Annotated in this window: 15 protein-coding genes; 6 read left to right on the top strand and 9 right to left on the bottom strand. The window is 61.5% G+C overall.

Annotation, left to right across the window (positions count from 1 at the left end; all coding sequences use genetic code 11):
- Positions 1 to 34: 34 nt before the first annotated feature.
- The 4 genes from V8Z78_RS00810 to V8Z78_RS00825 all read left to right on the top strand — a co-directional run bounded on the left by V8Z78_RS00810 (position 35) and on the right by V8Z78_RS00825 (position 2875).
- Positions 35 to 1336 carry an ATP-binding protein gene (locus tag V8Z78_RS00810; protein ID WP_012838221.1) on the top strand — a complete coding sequence of 434 codons (1302 nt, stop codon included), beginning with the start codon at positions 35 to 37 and terminating at the stop codon, positions 1334 to 1336.
- A 15-nt stretch (positions 1337 to 1351) separates the two neighbouring features.
- Complete coding sequence (locus V8Z78_RS00815; protein ID WP_349730704.1) at positions 1352 to 1888, top strand: response regulator transcription factor; 537 nt, start codon at positions 1352 to 1354, stop codon at positions 1886 to 1888.
- 156 nt (positions 1889 to 2044) lie between these two features.
- Positions 2045 to 2473 (top strand): hypothetical protein, encoded by a 429-nt coding sequence (locus tag V8Z78_RS00820; protein WP_046462093.1) that lies wholly within the window; start codon positions 2045 to 2047, stop codon positions 2471 to 2473.
- A gap of 150 nt (positions 2474 to 2623) precedes the next feature.
- Positions 2624 to 2875, top strand: coding sequence for a hypothetical protein (locus V8Z78_RS00825; protein ID WP_349730705.1), 252 nt, complete (start codon positions 2624 to 2626; stop codon positions 2873 to 2875).
- A gap of 351 nt (positions 2876 to 3226) precedes the next feature.
- Here the strand turns inward: V8Z78_RS00825 and clpA are convergent, their stop codons facing one another.
- The 3 genes from clpA to dnaE all read right to left on the bottom strand — a co-directional run bounded on the left by clpA (position 3227) and on the right by dnaE (position 9711).
- Positions 3227 to 5551 carry an ATP-dependent Clp protease ATP-binding subunit ClpA gene (gene clpA / locus V8Z78_RS00830; RefSeq protein WP_012838218.1) on the bottom strand — a complete coding sequence of 775 codons (2325 nt, stop codon included), beginning with the start codon at positions 5549 to 5551 and terminating at the stop codon, positions 3227 to 3229.
- Positions 5552 to 5613: 62 nt separating this feature from the next.
- Positions 5614 to 5979, bottom strand: coding sequence for an ATP-dependent Clp protease adapter ClpS (gene clpS / locus V8Z78_RS00835; RefSeq protein WP_034349666.1), 366 nt, complete (start codon positions 5977 to 5979; stop codon positions 5614 to 5616).
- A gap of 198 nt (positions 5980 to 6177) precedes the next feature.
- Positions 6178 to 9711, bottom strand: coding sequence for a DNA polymerase III subunit alpha (dnaE, locus tag V8Z78_RS00840; RefSeq protein WP_057092199.1), 3534 nt, complete (start codon positions 9709 to 9711; stop codon positions 6178 to 6180).
- A 240-nt stretch (positions 9712 to 9951) separates the two neighbouring features.
- Between dnaE and V8Z78_RS00845 the strand changes: the two genes are divergently transcribed.
- Positions 9952 to 10743, top strand: coding sequence for an outer membrane protein assembly factor BamD (locus V8Z78_RS00845; RefSeq protein WP_003069900.1), 792 nt, complete (start codon positions 9952 to 9954; stop codon positions 10741 to 10743).
- 56 nt (positions 10744 to 10799) lie between these two features.
- On the opposite strand, the gene yoaA is transcribed toward V8Z78_RS00845, so the two are convergent.
- Complete coding sequence (yoaA, locus tag V8Z78_RS00850; RefSeq protein ID WP_057092198.1) at positions 10800 to 12878, bottom strand: DNA repair helicase YoaA; 2079 nt, start codon at positions 12876 to 12878, stop codon at positions 10800 to 10802.
- A gap of 136 nt (positions 12879 to 13014) precedes the next feature.
- Between yoaA and V8Z78_RS00855 the strand changes: the two genes are divergently transcribed.
- On the top strand, positions 13015 to 13788 hold the full coding sequence (locus V8Z78_RS00855; RefSeq protein ID WP_012838214.1) for a PP2C family protein-serine/threonine phosphatase: 774 nt from the start codon (positions 13015 to 13017) through the stop codon (positions 13786 to 13788).
- Positions 13789 to 13894: 106 nt separating this feature from the next.
- Here V8Z78_RS00855 and V8Z78_RS00860 read toward each other — a convergent pair whose 3' ends face one another.
- From V8Z78_RS00860 to V8Z78_RS00880, 5 genes are all read right to left on the bottom strand, one after another.
- A complete protein-coding gene (locus V8Z78_RS00860; protein ID WP_349730706.1) occupies positions 13895 to 14662 on the bottom strand; it encodes a hypothetical protein in 768 nt (255 codons plus the stop codon).
- A gap of 67 nt (positions 14663 to 14729) precedes the next feature.
- The gene (gene zapE, locus V8Z78_RS00865) at positions 14730 to 15827 is read right to left on the bottom strand and encodes a cell division protein ZapE (RefSeq protein ID WP_057092196.1); all 1098 of its coding nucleotides are present in this window, start codon (positions 15825 to 15827) and stop codon (positions 14730 to 14732) included.
- 151 nt (positions 15828 to 15978) lie between these two features.
- Positions 15979 to 17406, bottom strand: coding sequence for a dihydrolipoyl dehydrogenase (gene lpdA, locus V8Z78_RS00870; protein ID WP_034352346.1), 1428 nt, complete (start codon positions 17404 to 17406; stop codon positions 15979 to 15981).
- Positions 17407 to 17487: 81 nt separating this feature from the next.
- Positions 17488 to 18735: a 2-oxoglutarate dehydrogenase complex dihydrolipoyllysine-residue succinyltransferase gene (odhB, locus tag V8Z78_RS00875; RefSeq protein WP_179626137.1), complete on the bottom strand. Its 1248-nt coding sequence runs from the start codon at positions 18733 to 18735 to the stop codon at positions 17488 to 17490.
- 63 nt (positions 18736 to 18798) lie between these two features.
- A complete protein-coding gene (locus V8Z78_RS00880; protein WP_349730707.1) occupies positions 18799 to 21678 on the bottom strand; it encodes a 2-oxoglutarate dehydrogenase E1 component in 2880 nt (959 codons plus the stop codon).
- Positions 21679 to 21768 lie beyond the last annotated feature (90 nt).

Here is a 21768-nt window from a genome sequence, read left to right on the forward strand (position 1 = left end):
GTCCGTGGCAGGCCTGCTCGGTGACAATTGCGCGGTGAGCCAAATTTCCGATTCCCTGTTTCGCGTACAGCGCCTGACCGAGCGGCAGAACATGCAGCTGCTGATTCAGCTGCGCTGGATTGCCGTGGTCGGCCAGGTCGTCACCATCTCGCTGGTGCACTACGGCTTTCAGATTGCACTGCCCTTGCTGCCCATGGCGCTGGTGCTGGTGGCCCTGGTGGCCACCAACCTGGCCTATATCTACTGGAGCCAGGGCCTGCACCGCCCCGTGACCTCGCGCAGCGTCTTCTATGCGCTGCTGGCCGATGTGCTGGCCCTGACCATTCAGCTGTACCTGAGCGGCGGTGCCAGCAACCCCTTTATCTATCTGTATCTGCTGCAGGGCATTCTGAGCGCTGTGCTGCTGCCCGCTCATTACACCTGGTGCGTGGTCGCGGCCTCTTTTGTCGGAGTCCTGGGCCTGACTCTGTTTCACCAGCCCCTGCATGTGCAGTTCGTGAGTCAGGAAGGCCTGCCCAGCCTCTATGTGGTGGGCGTGCTCATCAGCTTTGCGCTGACCAGCATCCTGACCATCGTCTTTCTGACGCGCATCGTCGAGAACACGCGCCGCCGCGACAAGCGCATCTCCAATATGCGCCAGCGCGCCAGCGAGGAAGAGCACATCGTGCGCCTGGGCCTGCTGGCCACCGGCGCGGCCCACGAACTGGGCACGCCCATGGCCACCATGTCCGTGATCCTGGGCGACTGGCAGCATATGCCGGCCCTCATGCAGGACGAGGATCTGCGCGAGGACCTGCAGGAAATGCAGCGCCAGCTGCTGCGCTGCAAGTCCATCGTCTCGGGCGTGCTGCTGTCGGCCGGCGAGACCCGGGCCGAAGGCACGGAAAGCACCACCTTCGCGAGCTTTGTGCAAGGCGTGGTCAGCCACTGGCAGACCCATAACAGCCTGCAGCACTTTGCGCTGCACCAGCAGGGCGTGAAGGACTTCGCCATGCTCTCGGATACTGCATTGCAGCAAATGATTTGCAATTTGCTGGACAATGCCCTCGAAGCCTCGCCCGACTGGGTGGAGCTGACCCTGAGCAGCGATCACGACCAGATACGCATCCAGGTGCGCGACCATGGTCCGGGCTTCGATGCCGCCGTGCTGCAGCAGTTGGGCCAGTGCCATGTCTCCACCAAGCAAGAGCGCCCCGGTCGCGGCCTGGGCCTGTTTCTGGTGACCAACGTGGCCCGCGCCCTGGGCGGCCGCGTTCATGCCGGCAATCTGCCGGCTCAGCAAGGCGGAGGTGCTCTGGTGGAGGTCAGCCTGCCCCAGTCCGCTCTCGCGATTTAAGACATTGTGGTTTGCATGGAAGAAGACCGTTTACTGCTGCTGGTTGAAGATGACGCGGCATTTGCACGCACCCTCAAGCGCTCGTTCGAGCGCCGGGGCTACCGTGTGCTGCATGCCACCAGCGGCGAGGAAGTGCAGCTGCTGCTGACCCAGCACCGGCCACAATATGCGGTCATGGACCTGAAGCTGGCCGGCAATGCCTCGGGCCTGAACTGCGTGCAGATGCTGCATCTGCACAACCCCGATGCGCTGATTGTCGTGCTCACCGGCTACGCCAGCATTGCCACGGCGGTGGAAGCCGTCAAGCTCGGAGCCTGCCACTACCTGGCCAAGCCCTCGAATACCGACGATATCGAAGCCGCCTTCGGGCGGGTCGAAGGCCGCACCGACGTGGAGGTCAGCAACCAGACCACCTCCATCAAGACGCTGGAATGGGAGCATATTCACGAGACCCTGGCCGAGTCCGGCTTCAATATCTCCGAGGCCGCACGCCGCCTGGGCATGCATCGGCGCACGCTGGCCCGCAAGCTGGAAAAGCGCCAGGTCAAGTAACTGGCGTCTGGCGCAAGCAGCAATGTTGATAGCTGACTCCGCTCTTCAGCATTGCCTTTCAAATATGAAAGTATCTGAAATCGTCATGCAGCAAGCGATAACAGCTCCTTTTTTCATTGGTTTCGCGACCTCGTTCCAGCGCACCGGCAGACGTCCATGAAGCAGCAGCAACAGCGGCAACCCCGACTCATAGGAGCCACCGGCCTCGGCCTGCTGGTTCTGTCCTATGCGACGGCCCTGCCCTGGCTGCTACGGGGCGAAGCAGTGGACCTGGTGCCTTTTCTCTGCGCCCTGGTCTTTGGCTGCTGCCTGATCCGCCCTGTCACGCTCGCCTTCGAGCGCGCATCCAAACGTACCAAGGCCCTGGCCGTCACGCTGCTGGCCCTGCTCGCCGCCGCCATCGCGACCGCCGTGGCCGGCGGCCATGTTCAAAGCTGGCTCGCACATCTGCGCACCATGCCGCTGTGGCAGGCCAACCACCTCTTCTTTTTGTTCTTTGCCTTGCTGCCTCTGACCAAGGGCATCATCGTCGCTGCGCTCAACTTCATCAGCCAGGCCGCACGCGGTACAGCAGGCAGGACCTAGGCATGCTCCAAAGCCGTTTTCTTGCGGCAGTCCGGCTCAGCACCTCGGCCGGCCGTCACGACAGGGCAGCGCACCGGGTCCGGTCCGAGTCGGCCGCGAAGCCCCGCATTCACGGCTGAGCCATCTATAGTTGCCGCGGAGATGCACTATATGAAAACCCTGAGCCGACTTGTTTTCTCCGCCTTTCTGGCACTGCTTGCCAGTCTCGCCGTGGCGGCGCTTTTTCTGCCGTTTCACAGCATCTTCCTGCCGCCCGACGGGGTCAGCTGCCTGAATGAAGGCATAGCGGAATGCATGCGCGCCCTGGAGATAAGCCTGCTCGTCTATGGCCCCCTGTTCTCCATCATCGGCGTTCTGATCGGCACTCCGATCGTCATGCTGCTTCTGTACCTGCGCGATTGATCAGGCAGCCCTGCCTGGGCATTGACGTGCGGCCCTATCGTGGTCCGCAGGACAAAACATCCTGCCAAAGCCTGCGCCCATTCAGGCTACAAGCACCGAAACGACCGCATTGGCAGCTGCTGCATCCGCCAGGACCAGTCCATAGAACCTGATGGGCGAATCATCATTCATAGCTGACTTCGCCCGCGACCAGCAGCACTCAAGCATAAAAACACCTGAATTACATGCTACACAATCGATAGAAGCTCTCATAAAGAGAGCAAATACAGGCCAGGCGGACAACAAAAAACCGACAGTGTCGCCACTGCCGGTCTCTGGTTTCAGCACCCCATACGGGCGCTGACGAAGGCCTTATTCGGCCACGGCCTGCTCGGGCTCGGCCTTGGGTGCGTCCTTGGGCAGCTCGGTAATGGTGAGCTTGACATCACCCTTGCCTTCGTTGCCCGCTTCGTCCCACTCCACTTCCAGGCGCCCGCCATTGGTCAGACGACCGAACAGCAGCTCATCGGCCAGCGAGCGGCGGATGGTGTCCTGGATCAGGCGCTGCATGGGGCGTGCACCCATGAGCGGATCGAAGCCCTTCTTGGCCAGATGCTTGCGCAGGTTGTCGCTGAAGGTGACCTCCACCTTCTTCTCGGCCAATTGCTGCTCGAGTTGCAGCAGGAACTTGTCGACCACGCGCAAGATAATCTGCTCGTCCAGCGGCTTGAAGCTGACGATGGCATCCAGACGGTTGCGGAACTCGGGCGTGAACAGGCGCTTGATATCGCCCATTTCATCACCGGCTTCACGCGGGTTCGTGAAACCGATGGTGGCCTTGTTCATGGTCTCGGCACCCGCATTCGTGGTCATAATGATGATCACGTTGCGGAAGTCGGCCTTGCGTCCGTTGTTGTCGGTCAGCGTGCCGTGATCCATGACCTGCAGCAGCACGTTGAAGATGTCCGGATGCGCTTTTTCGATTTCATCGAGCAGCAGCACCGAATGCGGCTTCTTGGTCACGGCCTCGGTCAGCAGACCTCCCTGGTCAAAACCCACATAGCCGGGAGGAGCGCCGATCAGGCGGCTGACCGCATGACGCTCCATGTACTCGGACATGTCGAAGCGGATCAGGTCCACGCCCAGGATATAGGCCAGCTGTTTGGCAGCTTCCGTCTTGCCAACGCCCGTGGGGCCGGAGAACAGGAAGGAGCCGATCGGCTTGTCCGGCTTGCCCAGACCCGAGCGCGCCATCTTCACGGCAGACGACAGCACTTCCAGCGCCTTGTCCTGACCGAAGACCACGCTCTTCAAGTCACGCTCCAGCGTCTGCAGCTTGCTGCGGTCGTCGTTGCTGACATTGGCCGGCGGAATGCGGGCGATCTTGGCCACGATGGCCTCGATCTCGGCCTTGCCGATGGTCTGCTTGCGCTGGGCTTCGGGCGCGATGCGCTGGGCAGCACCGGCCTCATCGATCACGTCAATCGCCTTGTCGGGCAGGTGACGGTCGTTGATGTACTTGGCCGACAGCTCGGCAGCAGCCTGCAGGGCTTCCTGCGCATAGGTGATGCTGTGGTGTTCCTCGAAGCGCGACTTCAGGCCCTTGAGGATGTCCACGGTCTCGGCCACGGTAGGCTCGACCACATCCACCTTCTGGAAACGGCGCGACAGGGCCGCGTCTTTCTCGAAGATGCCACGGTATTCCGTGAACGTGGTCGCACCGATGCAGCGCAGCTGACCGCTGGACAGCGCGGGCTTGAGCAGATTGGACGCGTCCAGCGTGCCGCCCGAGGCCGCACCGGCGCCGATCAGCGTGTGGATCTCGTCGATGAACAGGATGGCATGCGGCTTGTCCTTGAGCGACTTGAGCACGCCCTTGAGGCGCTGCTCGAAATCGCCGCGGTACTTGGTGCCGGCCAGCAGCGCGCCCATGTCCAGCGAGTAGACCACGCCTTCCTTGAGCACCTCGGGCACCGTGCCCTCGGTGATGCGCCAGGCCAGACCCTCGGCAATCGCGGTCTTGCCCACACCGGCCTCGCCCACCAGCAGCGGGTTGTTCTTGCGGCGGCGGCAGAGGATCTGGATGGTGCGCTCCACCTCGTACTCGCGCCCGATCAGCGGATCAATCTTGCCTTCCTTGGCGGCCTGGTTCAGGTTCAGCGTGAACTGCTCCAGCGGCGAGGCCTTTTCATTGCGCTCGCCAGCCGCGCCTTCTTCGCTCTCCGAGGGAGACTCGGCCTTGGCAGGCTCGGGCGGCTCGCCCTTCTTGATGCCATGAGCAATGTAGTTGACCACGTCCAGGCGTGTGACGCCCTGCTGGTGCAGGTAGTACACGGCATGCGAGTCCTTTTCGCCGAAGATGGCCACGAGCACATTGGCGCCCGTCACCTCCTTCTTGCCATTGCCTGTGGACTGCACATGCATGATGGCGCGCTGAATCACACGCTGGAATCCCAGCGTGGGCTGCGTATCCACCTCTTCGGTGCCGTCCACCTGAGGTGTGTTGTCCTTGATGAAGTTGGACAGCGATGAACGCAGGTCGTCGATATTGGCCGCGCATGCGCGCAGCACTTCAGCTGCACTGGGGTTGTCCAGCAGGGCGAGCAGCAGATGCTCCACGGTGATGAACTCGTGGCGCTGCTGACGGGCCTCGACAAACGCCATGTGCAAGCTGACTTCCAGTTCTTGAGCGATCATGTGCGACTCCTTTCGGCTTGCTTGGTTGACTCTCTGCTAACTAATCTGAGGGCGGACTGCGCTTATTCAACAGGCTCGAATGTGGCCTGCAAGGGATGGCCCGCTTTCTGGGCCGCCTGCAGTACCTGCTCGACCTTGGTCGCCGCCACATCCTGGCTGTAGACGCCGCAGACACCGCGGCCGTCCAAATGAATCTTGAGCATGATCTGCGTGGCCGATTCTCGGTCCTTGCCGAACAGCTCCTGCAGCACGGCAATCACGAACTCCATGGGTGTGAAGTCGTCGTTGAGCATCACCACCTGATACATGCGTGGCGGCTGCAGCCGCTGGCGGCGCCGCTCGAGCACCAAGGAATCTCCATCGTCAGGCGTTCTGATCGCTGGCGAGACCGGGGGAATTGATGGGAGTTGGGTAGCCATGAAATCCATTCTAGCGAGCCGTTGCAATGTTTTTGCGCTGGCATATGCATAGCATTGTTAGGGATTTCAAGGCGACCGGAAGCAAATTTGGCAAAACCAAGGGAAATCCATGGAAATCCCTTAACCAGCAAGCGCTCTGCGCTATCAAAAAATCAGGCTCTTATCCGACATTCGAGTGCAATCGGCCCTCAAGGCCAGCCATGATGTCTATTCATAAACCACTTTGACCTGGCCTGCTGCGGCCGAGCCATACCAGGCAGCCAGTGCGGCATCCGAGGGATAGAAGCGGCTGCTCTCTCCCAGCGCCAGCTCGCAACTGGCCGAGCCGCGCTCGTCGCGGCATATCAAGTCCAGACGTACCTTGACGCCATGGTTGATATTGCCGCTCTCGGTTTCCTCGACCTTGGCCGGGAACTGGCGCAGCAGCGCCGGCACATCGGGCATCTTCTCCCCGACGCTGACCTGCAGATAGCGCGCAAAACGGCAGCGTGCATCGGCCAGGCTCCACATCTGCTGCACCTTCATGCGCAGGCCGCCGCTGAAGCGGTCGGGCTGGAGACGACCCGAAACCACGACAAACTCGTCTTCCTTGAGCACATCGGCGCAGGCTGCCATGGTTTTTTCGTCGACCGAGGCCTCGATCACCGCCGATTTGTCGTCCAGCGTGAAGATGCTGAGCCTGCCGCGCTGGCCGTTGATGGTGCGCAGCCCGCCGATGATGCCGGCCATGGTCTGCGGCTCGCGGCTGTCGCGCATCTCGCCGATAGGAGTGCGCACGAAGCGGCGCACTTCGGCCTCGACCTCGTCGAACAGATGGCCCGTCAGGTAGAAACCGATGGCCGTCTTCTCCAGCGTCAGCTTTTCCTTGACGCCCCAGGGCAGCACATCGGCCATGGGCGGCTCCGCCGTGCTCGAGCCCAGCGCATCATCGCCCATCATGTCGAACAGACCGCCCTGATCGGCATTGGCAATCGAGGTCGCCGCAAAGCCGAATGCCGTGTCCAGCGTCGCCATCAGCGAGGCGCGGTTCATGTCTATCGTGTCAAAGGCGCCGCCCTTGATCAAGGCTTCCACGGTGCGCTTGTTGATGCGGCTGCGATCCACGCGCAGGCAGAAGTCGAACAGGCTCTTGAACGGGCCTTTCTCGTGGCCGTTGGGGCCTGTGCCCTCGCCGTTGCGCGCAGCCACAATGGCTTCGATGGCCGCCTGCCCCGTTCCCTTGATGGCTCCGAGGCCGTAGCGTATGACCTTGTCGGTCACCGGCTCGAAGCGGTACACACCGCGGTTCACATCGGGCATCTCGAAAGTGATGCCCATCTTGAGCGCGTCCTCGTACAACACCTTGAGCTTGTCGGTGTTGTCCATTTCCACGGTCATATTGCCGCAGTAGAACTCGGCCGTGTAGTGCACCTTGAGCCAGCCCGTGTGATAGGCCAGCAGGGAGTAGGCTGCCGCGTGCGACTTGTTGAAGCCGTAGCCCGCGAACTTCTCCATCAGGTCGAAGACCTCGTCGGCCTTTTCCTCGCTCAGTCCGTTCTTGGCTGCACCCTCGCGGAAGATGCCCCGGTGCTTGACCATCTCCTCGACTTTTTTCTTGCCCATGGCCCGGCGCAGCAAGTCGGCACCGCCCAGCGAGTAGCCGCCCAGCACCTGGGCGGTCTGCATCACCTGCTCCTGGTAGACCATGATGCCGTAGGTTTCGGCGAGCACCGACTCGACCAGCGGATGCGGGTACTCCACGACTTCCTGCCCGTGCTTGCGGGCAATGAAGGTGGGAATCAGGTCCATGGGACCGGGGCGGTAGAGAGCGTTCAGCGCAATCAGGTCTTCCAGACGCGAGGGCTTGGCCTCCTTGAGCATCTGCTGCATGCCGCGCGATTCAAACTGGAAGACGGCTTCGGTCTTGCCGTCGGAGAACAGCTTGTAGGTCGGGTAGTCGTCCAGCGGAATGTTCTCGAACTGGAAGTTCTCCTGGCCCTTGTGGCGCTTCATGATGAATTCGCGCGCAATCTCCAGGATCGTCAGCGTGGCCAGGCCCAAGAAGTCGAACTTCACCAGGCCCACGGCCTCCACGTCATCCTTGTCGTACATGGCCACGGCCGAGGTACTGCCGGGTTGCTGGTACAGCGGACAGAAATCGGCCAGCCTGCCCGGCGCAATCACTACGCCGCCGGCATGCATGCCGATGTTTCGCGTCATGCCCTCCAGGCTCTGCGCCATCTCGATCAAGGTCTTGACGTCTTCCTCGCGCTCGATGCGCTCGGCCAGAATCGGCTCCTCCTTGATGGCATAGGTGTATTTGTCGCCTTCCTTGGGCGGATTGGGCGGGTACTTGAGCGTGACATGCAGGCCGGGCTTGTTCGGGATCAGCTTGGAGATGCCGTCGCAGAAGGTGTAGCTCATGTCCAGCACGCGGCCCACGTCGCGGATGGCCGCACGTGCGGCCATGGTGCCGAAGGTGGCGATCTGGCTGACGGCATCGCGGCCGTAGCGGTCCTTGACATAGTCGATCACGCGGTCGCGGTTCTGCTGGCAGAAGTCCACGTCGAAGTCGGGCATGGACACGCGCTCGGGGTTGAGGAAACGCTCGAACAGCAGGTTGTATTCCAGCGGATCCAGGTCAGTCACCTTGAGCACATAGGCCACCAGCGAGCCGGCACCCGAGCCACGGCCCGGCCCCACTGGGCAGCCATTGGCCTTGGCCCACTTGATAAAATCCGACACGATGAGGAAGTAGCCCGGAAAGCCCATCTTCATGATGGTTCCCAGCTCGAACTCCAGCCGCTCCACATAGCGCGAGCGCTGGGCGTCGCGCTTGGCCGCATCGGGATAGAGGTGGACCAGGCGCTCCTCCAGCCCCTGGTAGGACTCGTGGCGGAAGAACTCGTCCATGCTCATGCCGGACGGCACGGGGAAATTGGGCAACTGCGGGTTGCCCAGCTCCAGCGTCAGGCTGCAGCGGCGGGCAATTTCCACCGTGTTCTCGATCGCGCTAGGAATGTCGGCAAACAGCTGCTCCATCTCGGCAGCGGTCTTGAAATACTGGTCGCGCGTGAACTTGCGCACCCGCTTGGCATTGCCCAGGATCTCGCCTTCGGCAATGCAGACGCGGGCCTCGTGGGCCTCGTAATCGTCGGGCTTGGCATACTGGATCGGGTGTGTCGCCACTACCGGCAGATTCAAGCGGCTGGCCAGCTTCACGGCCGCCAGCACATGCGACTCGTCATCGGCACGGCCCGCGCGCTGCAGCTCGATATAGAAGCGGTGCGGGAACATGGTGGCCATGCGCTGGGCAATCTCGGCCGCCCCTTTTTCATCACCACGCGTCAGGGCAATGCCCACGGGGCCGGCTTGCGCACCGGACAGCACGATCAGTCCCTCGCCCAGTTCCTGCAGCCATTCCCACTTGTGCTGCGCCTGATCACGCACTACATTGCGCGTCCAGCCACGTGCCAGCAGCTCGGCAATATTGTGGTAGCCCTGCTTGCTCTGCACAAGAACGATGATCCGCGAAGGCGGCGCGTCGCCCAGCCCTTCGAGCATGATCTCGGCGCCCAGCAGAGGCTTGACGCCCTTGCCACGGCCTTCGCGATAGAACTTGATACCGCCAAACAGATTGTTGAAGTCGGTAATGGCCATCGCCACCTGCCCGTCTTCGGCAGCGGCCTTGATCATGGCATTGACGCGGGTGGTTCCGTCGACGACGGAGAATTCGGTGTGCAGGCGCAGATGGACAAACATGGCCGCTATTGTAGGAAGAGCGCTTCGTCCCTGCGGACTCAATGCCTCTAGATTCGCTGCTGCCGTAGCGTAAAGACGCCAGCAACTCGCGAGCGCGATCCGGCGGCCCATTACAATGCGTCGATCCTTTTTCAGGAAGGTCCGGGCCTGGTGGTGTATGGTGTAGGTTTTGCGCCTTGCCGCCAGATGCGACGGGCCTGCCTCCTATTACCGCTAATGATTGTCAGAAAACTGTCCACCATGCCGCGTATTTCACTGACTCTAGTCCCTGCCGTGTTAATCGCCGCCACGCTGGCGGGATGCTCCAGCACCAAGGACGACCCGACGGCCAAGTGGACACCCGAGCGCATCTATACCGAAGCGCGCGATGAATCTTCCTCCGGCGCCTATGACAAGGCCGTGCCGCTGTTTGAAAAGCTCGAAGGCCGTGCCGCTGGCACGCCACTGGCCCAGCAGGCTCAGCTGGAAAAAGCCTATGCCCAGTACAAGGCCGGCGAAAAAGTGCAGGCTCTGGCCACGCTGGACCGCTTCACCAAGCTGCATCCTGCCAGCCCTGCCATGGACTATGCCCTCTACCTCAAGGGCCTAGTCAACTTCAATGACAACCTGGGCATGTTCGGCTGGCTGACCCGCCAGGATCTATCCGAACGCGACCAGAAAGCCGCCAAGGATTCGTTCGAGTCCTTCCGCGAACTGGTGACCCGCTTTCCAGATTCCAAGTACTCCGATGATGCCCGCCAGCGCATGCAGTACATAGTGAACTCGCTGGCCCAGTACGAAGTCCATGTCGCCAAGTACTACTACAGCCGAGGCGCCTATGTGGCGGCCATTGCCCGTGCGCAGGCTGCCATCAAGGACTACCAGAACGTGCCTGCGGTGCGCGAAGCCATGGTGATCCTCGTCAAATCCTATGACGCCCTGGGCATGACTCAGCTGCGTGACGACGCCCAGCGCGTGCTGGAGAGCAGCTATGGCGCCAACACCGAGCAAAGCGTAGAGAAGAAAAAAGAATCCTGGTGGAAGCTCTGGTAAGCAGCGTTTGCCGCCCAAGGGACAAAAGGATGCGTCAAGCGCATCCTTTTTCATTTCTACACCTCTGAATCCTGCGCCGGCGCCTGCTCGCCGTCACGCCCGGCATGTTGCGCCGACAACTGCTCCAGCGCCGCCTCGAACTCCGGCTGACTGCCCAGCACGCGCATGGGAGGCAGCGCCGACATCAACTCCGCTCCATAGCCCATAGTCATCAAGCGGCTGTCGCAGATGACCAGCACGCCACGATCGGCTTCACTGCGGATCAGACGCCCGGCCCCTTGCTTGAGGGCCAGTGCCGCCTCGGGCAGCATGTAATCATGAAACGCTCCTCGCCCCACGCTTTCCAGCAGTCGCGAACGGGCTTCGACCAGCGGGTCGTCAGGTGGCGGAAACGGAAGCTTGTCGATCACCACCAGCTGCAGCATGTCGCCGGGCAGGTCCACCCCCTCCCAGAAAGTGGCGGAAGCCACCAGAACAGCTCCTCGTCCGGCGACTGCTCCGGCGGCCATAAAGCGCTGAATCAAGGCCAGCTTGGGCGCCTCGCCCTGTACCAGCACATCGAGATCAGCAAACAGGCCCAGGCTGGTGCGCAGCGATGCGCTGATCGCGTGCAGGGCCTTGAGGGTGGTAGTCAGCACCAGGGTGCGGCCGCCTATGCGCTGCGCTGCATCCAGCACCAGCTGGGCGACCTGCTGGCTGTGCTGTGCGCTGCCGGCCGCAGCAAAGGGCTGGGGCACATAGACACCGGCTTGCCGATGGTAGTCAAACGGGCTTTCCACCTGCAGCACCTGTGCTCCGCGCAGGCCGCAGGACTCGACAAACCAGCTCAGCTGGGCGTCATTGCCCAACGTGGCCGAGGTGAAGATCCAGGCCTTCTTCCTTGAAGAATCGGGCTCCTCGCCCTTGTCCGTGCCGGCATCCTCCAGCGAGCGCTGAAGCAGCCGCTGCTGCATGATGCGGGCAATCGACAGCGGAGACTCCAGCATGCGCAGATACTGCGCCCCGACCTCCAGCCAGCGCACGCATTCATCATCTGCAGGAGCAGCAAAGCGTGCCAGTCGCGCGAGCAACTCTGCTCCGCGCTCATACAGACGCTGCAGCTCTGCCCCTGCCCCCTCCAGGCTTGAGAGTGGAATCAACAAGGCACGCAGGCTCTGCCCCAGCCGCACCAGTGCCGCACGCCATTTCACCGCATCCAGTCCCTGCGGGGTCACCGCTTGCCACGCAAGCCGTCCTCCGACCGGAGGCTTGCCGGCCTGCAGGCGCAACTCACGCATGGCCTGCTCCAGCGTGGCACAGAGCACCAGCCAGTCGGCCATGCCGCGTGCATGTTCCTGCGTCAGCCTGAGGGCATCGCGTGCATACCCCACCAACTGCTGACTGGACAGAGCCTCTCCGGCAAACTGCACGCCGATGTCGTTGAGCCGATGGGCTTCATCGATCACCACCACGCCGGTGTTGGGCAAAAGATGAGCCATGCCGCTGTCGCGCACATCGAGGTCGGCAAACAGCAGGTGATGATTGACCACCACCACGTCGGCCTCCAACGCCTGCTGACGCGCCTGATTGACATGGCAGCCCTGCCAGTGCGGGCAGTCAGACCCTATGCAATTGTCCTTGGTGGAGCTCACCAAGGGCATCACAGGGGAGCGCTCATCCAGCGCCGTCAGCTCGGCAAGATCACCGGTACGCGTGACCCTGGCCCAGCGCTCTACATCGGCCACGGCGCGCAGCACCTGCGGATCCTGGGGAGCCGTGCGACCCTGGCGCACACGCTCCAGTCGCTCCGTACATAGATAGGAAGAACGCCCCTTGAGCCTGGCCATGCGCAGAGGCAGGCCCAGACCATGAACCAGGCGCGGAAGATCACGGGCAAACAACTGGTCCTGCAGCGCCTTGGTGGCCGTGGACACCAGCACGCGCTGACCGCTGAGCAAGGCAGGCACCAGATAAGCGTAGGTCTTGCCAACACCCGTGCCGGCCTCCACCACCAGCACCCCGCCCTCCTCTATGGCCTGAGCCACCGCCAGCGCCATGCGGGTCTGGCCTGGGCGCGGCGTGAATGCGGGCTCAGCCAGCGAGAGCGCACCTTGCTGTGCAAACACCTGCGCGACCGCCTCCTGCAAATGAGTCAAAACCGTTTCACCTTCCAACAAGCCAAGTCAGCGCAAGCTCACATAAGATCGCAAATATTCGCCGAGGCCCAGCCTCCGCCCGATAAAATGTAACGCAACGTTAAATCTCGCTCCGCGAGCGCATTCGCACACACTCATGTCATCCAGCTACCGCATTCAGGCGGCCACCGGCATTCATCGCGGTGACCGAGAATACCAGCAGGACCAGGTTCTGCTCATGGCGCATCCCTATGCCAAGGGCTGCATTCTCGGCGTGGTAGCCGATGGCATGGGCGGGCGCAGCGGCGGGAGAAAGGCATCCGATCAGGTCATGCTGACGGCCCGCCAGGTTTTCGAGCGCTTTGAGCCCGCCAAGGAAGACTGCACACGCATGCTGCGCACCATTGTGCAGGATGCCCACACCGTCATTCGCCTTACCGCCATAGCAGCGGAACAGGAGCCCCACAGCACCATCGCGGTCTTTGTGGTCCTGCCCGACAGTCGCTGCCACTTCATGCACTCCGGCGATTCGCGGCTCTACCATTTTCGCGGCTCTTCCCTCGTGCACCGTTCGCTTGATCACTCCTATGTACAGGCACTGGTCGACCGCGGCGAGCTCACCGAAACCGAGGCTCAGCACCACCCACAGTCCAATATCTTGCTGGGCTGCCTGGGTGCCGAGCCGCCACCGCCCATGAGCCACCACATGATTGAGAAACTGCTGCCGGGCGACAGCTTGATGGCCTGCTCGGACGGCCTGTGGCATTACTTCACCGCACAGGAGCTGGGCACTGTACTCGACGGACTCTCGCCACGCGAAGCCTCGCAATTTCTGATTGAAAAAGCCAGGCGGCGCGCGGCCGGGGGTGGTGACAACCTCTCGCTGGCAATACTCAAGCTGGACACCTCAGCCGCAGCGGCAAACGCTTGAAGAGCTATTCAGTCCAGACAAGACTGCTTGAGCACCTTGGGAACAGGCGCTTGCAGCCATTCTCTCGGCAGCACCCTGCTGTAGAGCACTGTCGATCCTCAATGTATCAGGGAGCAGGTGCTGGCAGCGGCGCCGCCGTCTGACCGCGCTCCTTGGCCTGCTGCAAAGCCCTGGCTTTGTGTTCGGCTGCAGCCTTTAGCTTGGCCTCATGATCTGCCCGGGCCTTGGCTTCACGCTCGGCTCGCCCCTGATCGGCTTGTGCACGATTTTGCTCGTGGCGGCGCACATAGTCGGCCTGCTTGCTGGCACGCTGCTGAGCCTCGGTCTGGCGCTGTGCCTGCGCCGCCTGCTCGTCAACCGCAGGTTTGGCACCCGGGCCGGTGGGCTGGGGCTGGGGCTGGCTCTTGCCATTCTTCTCGCGTTGCTGAGACTTCATGGGAACGGCAGCGTTTTCGGCTTTTTTCTCTTCAATGGCCTGCAGCTTGGCCGCCGCCTTTTCCTTGCGCTCCGCGTCGTTGATTTCCAGCTCGCGCGCACGCAGCGGCGCATCTTTTTCACGTGCCGCCCTGCGGGCATCGGCCAGACAGCCCTCCACGGCAAATTTCTGGTAGCAGAGCTTTTCATCAGCCACCCGCTGCTGCTCGATAACGGCGCGCTTGCCGAGAATCTCGTCGCGCTCGGCTTCGCGCTGCTGGTGCAATTGCTGGCGCGCCTTGTCGGCAACCTCCTTCTGCGCCTGCTTGTCGGTCTGCTGCGCCGAATCCACCTTTACCTGGGCTATTGCCGGCACACAAGCCAGCCAGATGGCGGCCAGGGGCGCCAGTGCAAAGCCTGCAATGCGGTGGCGGATCGGCTGGGCAAGGATAGTGGGCATCGTCATCAACTCAGAACTCGAAGTACAGGCTGGCATCTTAAGGCCGCAGGCAGTTGCCCGCAGGCGATCAGGTCAAGCTGGTGTCCACCACGCGGCGCTCAAGCGCCAGATATTCCTTGGAGCGCATCTCATTCAGGCGCGAAACGGTGCGCGGGAACTCGTGGGACAGAGGACCTTCGGTATAGATCTTCTCGGGCGGCACGGCAGCCGACACAATGAGCTTGACATGGCGATCGTAGAGCACGTCCACCAGCAGCGTAAAGCGCCGTGCGGCCGAAGCCATGTTCACATGCAGCTCGGGCACATCGGACAGCAAGATGGTGTGAAACTGCGTGGCAATTTCCAGATAGTCATTTTGCGAGCGCGGGCCACCGCAGAGTTCGCGGAAGTCAAACCACACGACGCCGCCAGCACGGCGCTTGGCTGCAATCTTGCGGGTTTCGATCTGCATCACCGGCTCTTCGTCATGGGCTTCGGCCAGGCGATCGAAGGTCTCCTGCATCGCAGCATCGGCGTCCGAGCCCAACGGGCAATGATAGAGCTTGGCATCTTCGAGAGTGCGGCGACGATAGTCAGTACCGTTATCCACATTCACCACTTCCATGCGCTCCTTGAGCAGGGCAATCGCAGGCAGGATCCGGTCGCGGTGCAAACCACCAGGATAGAGACCGTCAGGCTCGAAGTTGGAGGTCGTCACAAAGCCCACGCCGTTGGCAAACAGCGACTCGAGTAGCTTGTAGAGAATCATGGCATCGGTGATGTCGGCGACATGAAACTCGTCAAAACAGATCAGCTTGTACTTCTTGGCGATCTTGGCGCCAAGGGCATCGAGCGGATTCTGCGTGCCTTGCATGAGATGCATCTCGCGGTGCACCTCGCGCATGAATTCGTGAAAGTGCAGTCGCACCTTGCGCTTGAGGGGCACGGCATTGAAGAAGCATTCCATCAGAAAGCTCTTGCCGCGCCCCACCCCGCCGTACATATAGACGCCCTTGGGCAGATCGGGGTGATTGATCAGTTTCTTGAGAGCATTGGAGCGCTTGCCCTTGTACACAGCCCACTCGTCGGCACAGCGCTGCAACGCATCGACTGCACGCAACTGCGCGGGATCGCTTTTGAAACCCTTGGCGGCCAGTTCCGCCTCGTAGGCTTGTCTTACATTCACCGTCTTGTCTCCAGATGCTCAAAAAACAATAGCTGCTACCGCTTATGCACTAAGCGTTAGCAGCCATTTTGTTCTAAATTCTAAAAGAAACTCAGCCTGCGCGCGGGCACTTCACAGCCATGTCAAAACCTGCGCGCAAGACTGAAAAAACTTAGAAGTTCAGGGTACGCTTGTCCACAGCCAGAGCCGCTTCCTTGGTGGATTCGGACAGCGAGGGGTGAGCGTGGCAGATACGGGCGATGTCTTCGCTCGATGCCTTGAACTCCATGGCCACCACGGCTTCGGAAATCAGCTCGGACACCATGGGACCCACCATGTGCACACCCAGGATTTCGTCAGTCTCGGCGTCGGCCAGGAACTTGACCATGCCGGTCGTGTCGCCCAGTGCACGCGCGCGGCCGTTGGCCAGGAAGGGGAAGGAGCCAGCCTTGTACTTGACGCCTTCAGCCTTGAGCTGCTGCTCGGTACGACCCACCCATGCCACTTCGGGGCTGGTGTAGATCACCGAAGGCAGAGTGGCGAAGTTCACATGGCCGTGCTGGCCGGCAATGCGCTCGGCCACGGCCACGGCTTCTTCCTCGGCCTTGTGCGCCAGCATGGGACCACGCACCACGTCGCCCACAGCCCACACGCCAGGCAGATTGGTCTTGCACAGATCGTCCACCACGATGGCGCCGCGCTCGTCCAGAGCCAGGCCCACGGCTTCTGCGTTCAGGCCGATGGTGTTGGCGGTACGGCCGATCGACACGATCAGCTTGTCCACTTCCAGGGTCTGGGCTTCGCCCTTGGCGTTGGTGTAGGCAACGGTCACGCCCTTCTTGCCGGACTTGACTTCACCGATCTTCACGCCCAGCTCGATCTTCAGACCTTGCTTGTCGAAAGCCTTCTTGGCTTCCTTGGCGATCTGCTCATCCACCACGGGCAGGAACTTGTCCATGCCTTCGAGCACGGTCACTTCCGTACCCAGACGGCGCCAGACCGAGCCCATTTCCAGGCCGATCACACCGGCACCGATCAGGCCCAGCTTCTTGGGAGCCTTGCCCAGGCTCAGAGCGCCGTCGTTGGACAGGATGTTCTCTTCGTCGAAAGCCACGCCGGGCAGGGCACGGGCGTTGGAGCCAGTGGCCACCACGATCTGCTTGCCGGTGATGACTTCCTCTTCCTTGCCGGCAACCTTGATTTCATAGCCGCCTTCGACAGCCTTGACGAAGGAGCCGCGGCCGTGGAAAAAGGTGACCTTGTTCTTCTTGAACAGGTACAGGATGCCGTCGTTGTTCTGCTTCACGATCGCTTCCTTGCGGGCGATCATTTTGGCCACGTCCATCTCGACCTTGCCGGTGGAGATGCCATGGTCGGCAAAGTGCAGCTTGGCATGCTCGAAATGCTCGGAAGACTGCAGCAGCGCCTTGGAGGGAATGCAGCCCACGTTGGTGCAGGTGCCGCCGGGGGCAGCGCCGCCAGCGGCGTTCTTCCACTCGTCGATACAGGCGACGTTGAAACCCAGTTGTGCAGCGCGGATGGCAGCGATGTAGCCGCCGGGGCCTGCGCCGATCACGACGACGTCAAATTGCTTGCTCATGATTTGAATCTTTTCTCTGTTTAACTCGAAAAAAGCCCACCGCTTTTGGTGGTGGGCTTTGTAGAAGCTCGATCTGCTGAATTACAGATCAAACAGGAGGCGAGAAGGATCTTCCAGCGCGTCCTTCATGGCCACCAGGCTCAGCACGGCTTCGCGGCCGTCGATGATGCGGTGGTCATAGGACATGGCCAGGTAGTTCATGGGACGGATCACGATCTGACCGTTCTCGACCACGGCGCGATCCTTGGTGGCGTGCACGCCCAGAATGGCGGACTGAGGGGGGTTGATGATGGGGGTGGACATCATCGAGCCGAAGGTGCCGCCATTGGAGATGGAGAAGGTGCCGCCGGTCATTTCTTCAATGCCCAGCTTGCCTTCCTTGGCCTTCTGACCGAATTCGACAATCTTCTTTTCGATGTCGGCAAAGCTCATCTGGTCTGCATTGCGCAGGATGGGCACCACCAGGCCGCGAGGCGAGCTCACAGCGATACCGATGTCGAAGTAGCCGTGGTAGACGATGTCGTTGCCGTCGATGGAGGCATTGACTGCGGGGAACTTCTTCAGGGCATGCACTGCAGCCTTGACGAAGAAGGACATGAAGCCCAGCTTCACGCCATGTTCCTTGGTGAACTGGTCCTGGAACTTCTTGCGCAGTTCCATCACGGGAGCCATGTTCACTTCGTTGAACGTGGTCAGGATGGCGTTGGTGGCCTGGGATTGCAGCAGACGCTCGGCAATACGGGCGCGCAGACGTGTCATGGGCACGCGCTGCTCGGGACGGTCGCCCAGGTTTTCCTTGGTCACGGGAGCTGCCACCTGAGGCAGAGCCGCCTTGGGAGCGCCGGTGGGGATGGCTGCGCCAGCCTTGATGGCACCCAGAGCGTCACCCTTGGTCACGCGGCCGTCCTTGCCTGTGCCGGCCACGTTGGCAGCGGACAGGTTGTTGTCGGCCAGGATTTTGGCAGCAGCAGGCATGGCCACGCCGCTCTTGTCGGCGCCGGCAGGAGCGGCGGCCACGGGGGCAGCAGCAGGAGTCGCAGCAGCAGCAGCAGCGGGGGCGGCAGCAGGAGCAGCGGCGCCGGCGACGGCTTCGGAGTCGATCTTGGCGATCACTTGCTCGGCAGCCACGGTTGCGCCGTCGCCTTGCAGGATTTCGGTGATCACGCCAGCCGAAGGAGCGGGCACTTCCAGCACGACCTTGTCGGTTTCGATTTCGATGAGGATTTCATCGACGGCCACGGCCTCGCCGACCTTTTTCTTCCAGGTCAGCATGGTGGCTTCAGTGATGGATTCGGACAGCTGGGGGACTTTAACTTCAACGATTGCCATTTTGAATTCTTTCCAAAGATGTTTCTTGTGCCCCCTGTCCTCGGACAGGGGGTGTCGCCTGTATTACTTGGTCAGGACAAAGCCCTTGAGCTTGGCGAATGCGCCTTCCACCAGTGCCTTTTGTTGCTCTTGGTGCAGATGTGCGTAGCCAACGGCGGGCGAAGCGGACGCAGCGCGACCGGAGTAGCCCAGCTTCTGGCCTTCACGCATGTTCTCGTGGATGTTGTGCTGGATGAAGAACCAGGCACCCTGGTTCTGAGGCTCATCCTGGCACCACACGATGTCAGTAGCGTTGGCGTACTTCTTCACTTCGGCGGCGAACGCCTTGTGGGGGAAGGGATACAGCTGCTCGACGCGGATGATGGCGACGTCCTTGGATTCCTTCTCGGCACGCTTCTTGACCAGATCGTAGTACACCTTGCCCGAGCAGGCGATGATGCGCTTGACCTTGGCAGCGTTCTTGACGATGGTTTCGTCCTGCTCGGGGATCACGGTCTGGAAACCACCAGAGGTGAATTCGGACAGGGGCGACGTGGCGTCCTTGTTACGCAGCAGCGACTTGGGAGTCATGATGACCAGCGGCTTGCGCAGGCCACGAACCATCTGGCGACGCAGCACGTGGAAGATCTGGCTGGCCGTTGTGGGCTGCACGATCTGCATATTGGTGTCGGCAGCCAGCTGCATGAAGCGCTCCAGACGCGCCGAGCTGTGCTCGGGGCCCTGGCCTTCATAGCCGTGAGGCAGCATCAGTGTCAGGCCGTTGACACGACCCCACTTCACTTCACCCGATGCGATGAACTGGTCGATCACCACCTGGGCGCCGTTGGCGAAGTCGCCGAACTGGGCTTCCCACACCACCAGGGTGTTGGGATCGTTCGATGCATAGCCGTATTCAAAGCCCAGCACTGCCTCTTCGGACAGGATGGAGTCGATCACGACAAACGGAGCCTGATTCTCGGCAGCGTTCTGCAAAGGAATATATGTGCCCTCGTCCCACTTTTCACGCTTCTGGTCATGAACCACAGCGTGACGGTGCGTGAAGGTGCCGCGACCCGAGTCTTCACCCGACAGACGCACTGGATAGCCGGAAGCGACCAGGGAGCCGAAGGCCATGGTTTCACCCATGCCCCAGTCCACGTTCACATCGCCGCGGCCCATGGCTGCGCGGTCGTCGTACACCTTCTTGACCAGAGCATGAGGATTCACGCTGGCAGGCAGGGTCGTGATCTTCTCGGCCAGGCGCTTCCACTCGGTCAGAGGGATGGCAGTGTCGCCGGCGTCGGTCCAGGTCTTGCCCACGAAGGGGCTCCAGTCCACGGCGTACTTGCTCTTGAAGTTGGTCAGCACCACGTCCTGGGTGTGACGGCCTTCGTCCATGGCGGCGCGATAGGCCTTGACCATATCGTCGCCCAGCGTGTCGCCCAGGCCCTGCGTCGCCAGCTTGTCTGCGTACAGCTTGCGCGTGCCGGGGTGGGCAGCGATCTTCTTGTACATCAGAGGCTGTGTCAGTGCAGGTGTGTCCTGCTCGTTGTGACCCAGCTTGCGGAAGCAGATGATGTCGACCACCACGTCCTTGGAGAACTCCATACGGAATTCCAGGGCCAGCTGCATGGCCAGGCACACGGCTTCGGGATCATCGCCATTCACGTGCAGCACGGGCGACTCGATCATCTTGACGATGTCGGTGCAATACAGCGTGGAACGCAGGTCGCGAGGGTCAGAGGTCGTGAAACCGATCTGGTTGTTGATGATGATGTGAACCGTACCGCCGGTGGTGTAGCCACGGGTTTCGGACAGTGCCAGGGTTTCCTGGTTCACACCCTGGCCGGCGAAGGCTGCGTCACCGTGCACCAGCACGGGCAGCACTTGCTTGCCCATGGGGTCGTCGCGACGGTCCATGCGCGAGCGCACCGAACCTTCCACCACGGGGTTGACGATTTCCAGGTGCGAGGGATTGAAGGCCAGCGACAGGTGAACGGGGCCGCCCTTGGCAGACACGTCAGAGCTGAAGCCCTGGTGGTACTTCACGTCACCGGCAGGCAGATCTTCAGGAGCGGTGTGGTCGAACTCGGCAAACAGATCCTTGGGCGCCTTGCCCAGGGTATTGACCAGCACGTTCAGACGGCCGCGGTGAGCCATGCCGATCACGACTTCCTGCACGCCCTTGGCGCTGGCGGAGTTGATCAGCTCGTCCATGGCGGCGATGAAGGACTCGCCACCTTCCAGCGAGAAGCGCTTCTGACCCACATACTTGGTATGCAGATAACGCTCCAGACCTTCAGCAGCGGTCAGGCGGTCCAGGATGCGCTTTTTCTCGTCCGCATTGAAGACGGGCTTGGAGCGGATCGATTCCAGGCGTTGCTGCCACCAGCGCTTCTGATTTTGATTGGTGGCATACATGTACTCGGCGCCCAGGGTGCCGCAGTAGGTTTCGCGCAGAGCATTCATCAGCTCGCGCAGAGTCATGCTTTCCTTGCCGAAGAAAGTGTTGCTGGTGTTGAACACCACTTCCTGGTCGGCGTCGGTGAAGCCGTAGAAGGAAGGCTCCAGCTCGGGAATTTCGGGGCGCTCGGTGCGCTTCAGAGGATCCAGATCGGCCCAGCGTTGACCCACGTTGCGGTAGGCTGCAATCAGCTGCTGCACGGCCGTGCGTTTGCGACCCAGCTCTGAGTCAGCGCCGGAAGCCACCACCACCTTGGTACCGCCCTGCTTTGCGCGCTCTGCGAAAGCATTGATCACGGGCAGGTGGGGAACGTCCTTGTTGTCGGTGCCGTCGACTGCAGGCACATGCTGCAGGGCATCGAAGTATTCACGCCAGGAATCGGGAACGCAGCCGGGGTTGGCCAGGTAGTTCTCGTACATCTCTTCGACATAAGGCGCATTGCCGCCGAACAGATAGGTGTTGCCTTGATAGGCTTGATAGATCGTTGACTGATCGCTCATATCTCGCTGACCTCCGCTTTCCTTCGGAAAGCATTAGCTGGTTTGTAGAACCTCCCGCGACACGGCTGTACCGATTGGCGGATGCGACTG

Origin of the sequence: Comamonas sp. wu1-DMT (genome assembly GCF_040187805.1) — a bacterium.
GTDB lineage: Bacteria > Pseudomonadota > Gammaproteobacteria > Burkholderiales > Burkholderiaceae_C > Comamonas > Comamonas thiooxydans.